This window comes from Brevibacterium aurantiacum (assembly GCF_007558825.1).
Taxonomy (GTDB): Bacteria; Actinomycetota; Actinomycetes; order Actinomycetales; family Brevibacteriaceae; genus Brevibacterium; species Brevibacterium aurantiacum_A.
Window position 1 is genome coordinate 1 of record NZ_VLTK01000054.1, and the last position, 908, is coordinate 908.

Annotated in this window: 1 protein-coding gene; it reads right to left on the reverse strand. The window is 59.8% G+C overall.

The window, feature by feature from the left end:
- Nucleotides 1-908: DUF222 domain-containing protein (locus FO013_RS22215; RefSeq protein ID WP_143924720.1), on the reverse strand; the 908-nt coding region annotated here is incomplete at both ends.

The following is a 908-nucleotide window of genomic DNA, read 5'->3' on the forward strand; positions in this document are numbered from 1 at the left end:
TCGAAGAACACCGCCCCGTTCAACCCGTGACGAACCAGCTCACTGATCGGGACCGGATTCTCAGTCCCCGTCACCCCAACACCAGTCCCGGTGGCAAGATCCTCAGCCTTCGCCGTGACCACCAGAGCGTATGGCGAGCCTTGACCGGTCCGCGTCATATCGATGCGCCCGATCAAAGTCGCGAAGCGTTCATAGATCCACTCCTGAGCAGACAATCGCTGCCCCGACATATCAATGAGCGTCCCGTCTTCGAGGACACCAGACTCCGTACCGGTCCCACCGACACTTGAACTGTCCAAAACGCTCGTCGCGACCGTGGTTCTCGCCGTCAGCAACCCATTGAGGACACCACCGGTAACCGGGTCCAAGAGACCACAGATCTCCCAATCACCATTGCCACGCGCATGCATCGTGACCTTATACATGGTCCGATCCGTGGCATCTAGTGGCTCTTGACCATCGGGATCCACATGGGCCAGGATCCGTGCGAAGATCGCCCTCAGGTCATGGACCCGCACGCTCGGGGCCTTGTCCACGAGAGTCGCTTCAGCATAATCACGATCATCCTGACTGACCCACGTGGGCAGCTTCTTCAAACAGTCTTTGATGACTCTGGCCTGATCGGCTGAGAGTCTGCCCTCGTTGAAGGCATCAGCGACCCTGGGGAACAGGGGTGGCTGCGCCTGCCCAGTCAGCGTGACTCTCCCGCCAAGGCTCTTGGCCATATCGGTACGCCGGTTCGCCTCCCGGCTGGTGATGTTCAACCTGTCTTGGATGAGGGCCTTCGTTGTCTTCGCACCGTAATCAGACGGTGTTCCGACTCGTTCACACACGGCCAGAGCCAGAGTAGACAACGCCTCGTTGACCCGGCCCAGGGCCTCGAGCCCGTCGATGAGTGTGATCGCATC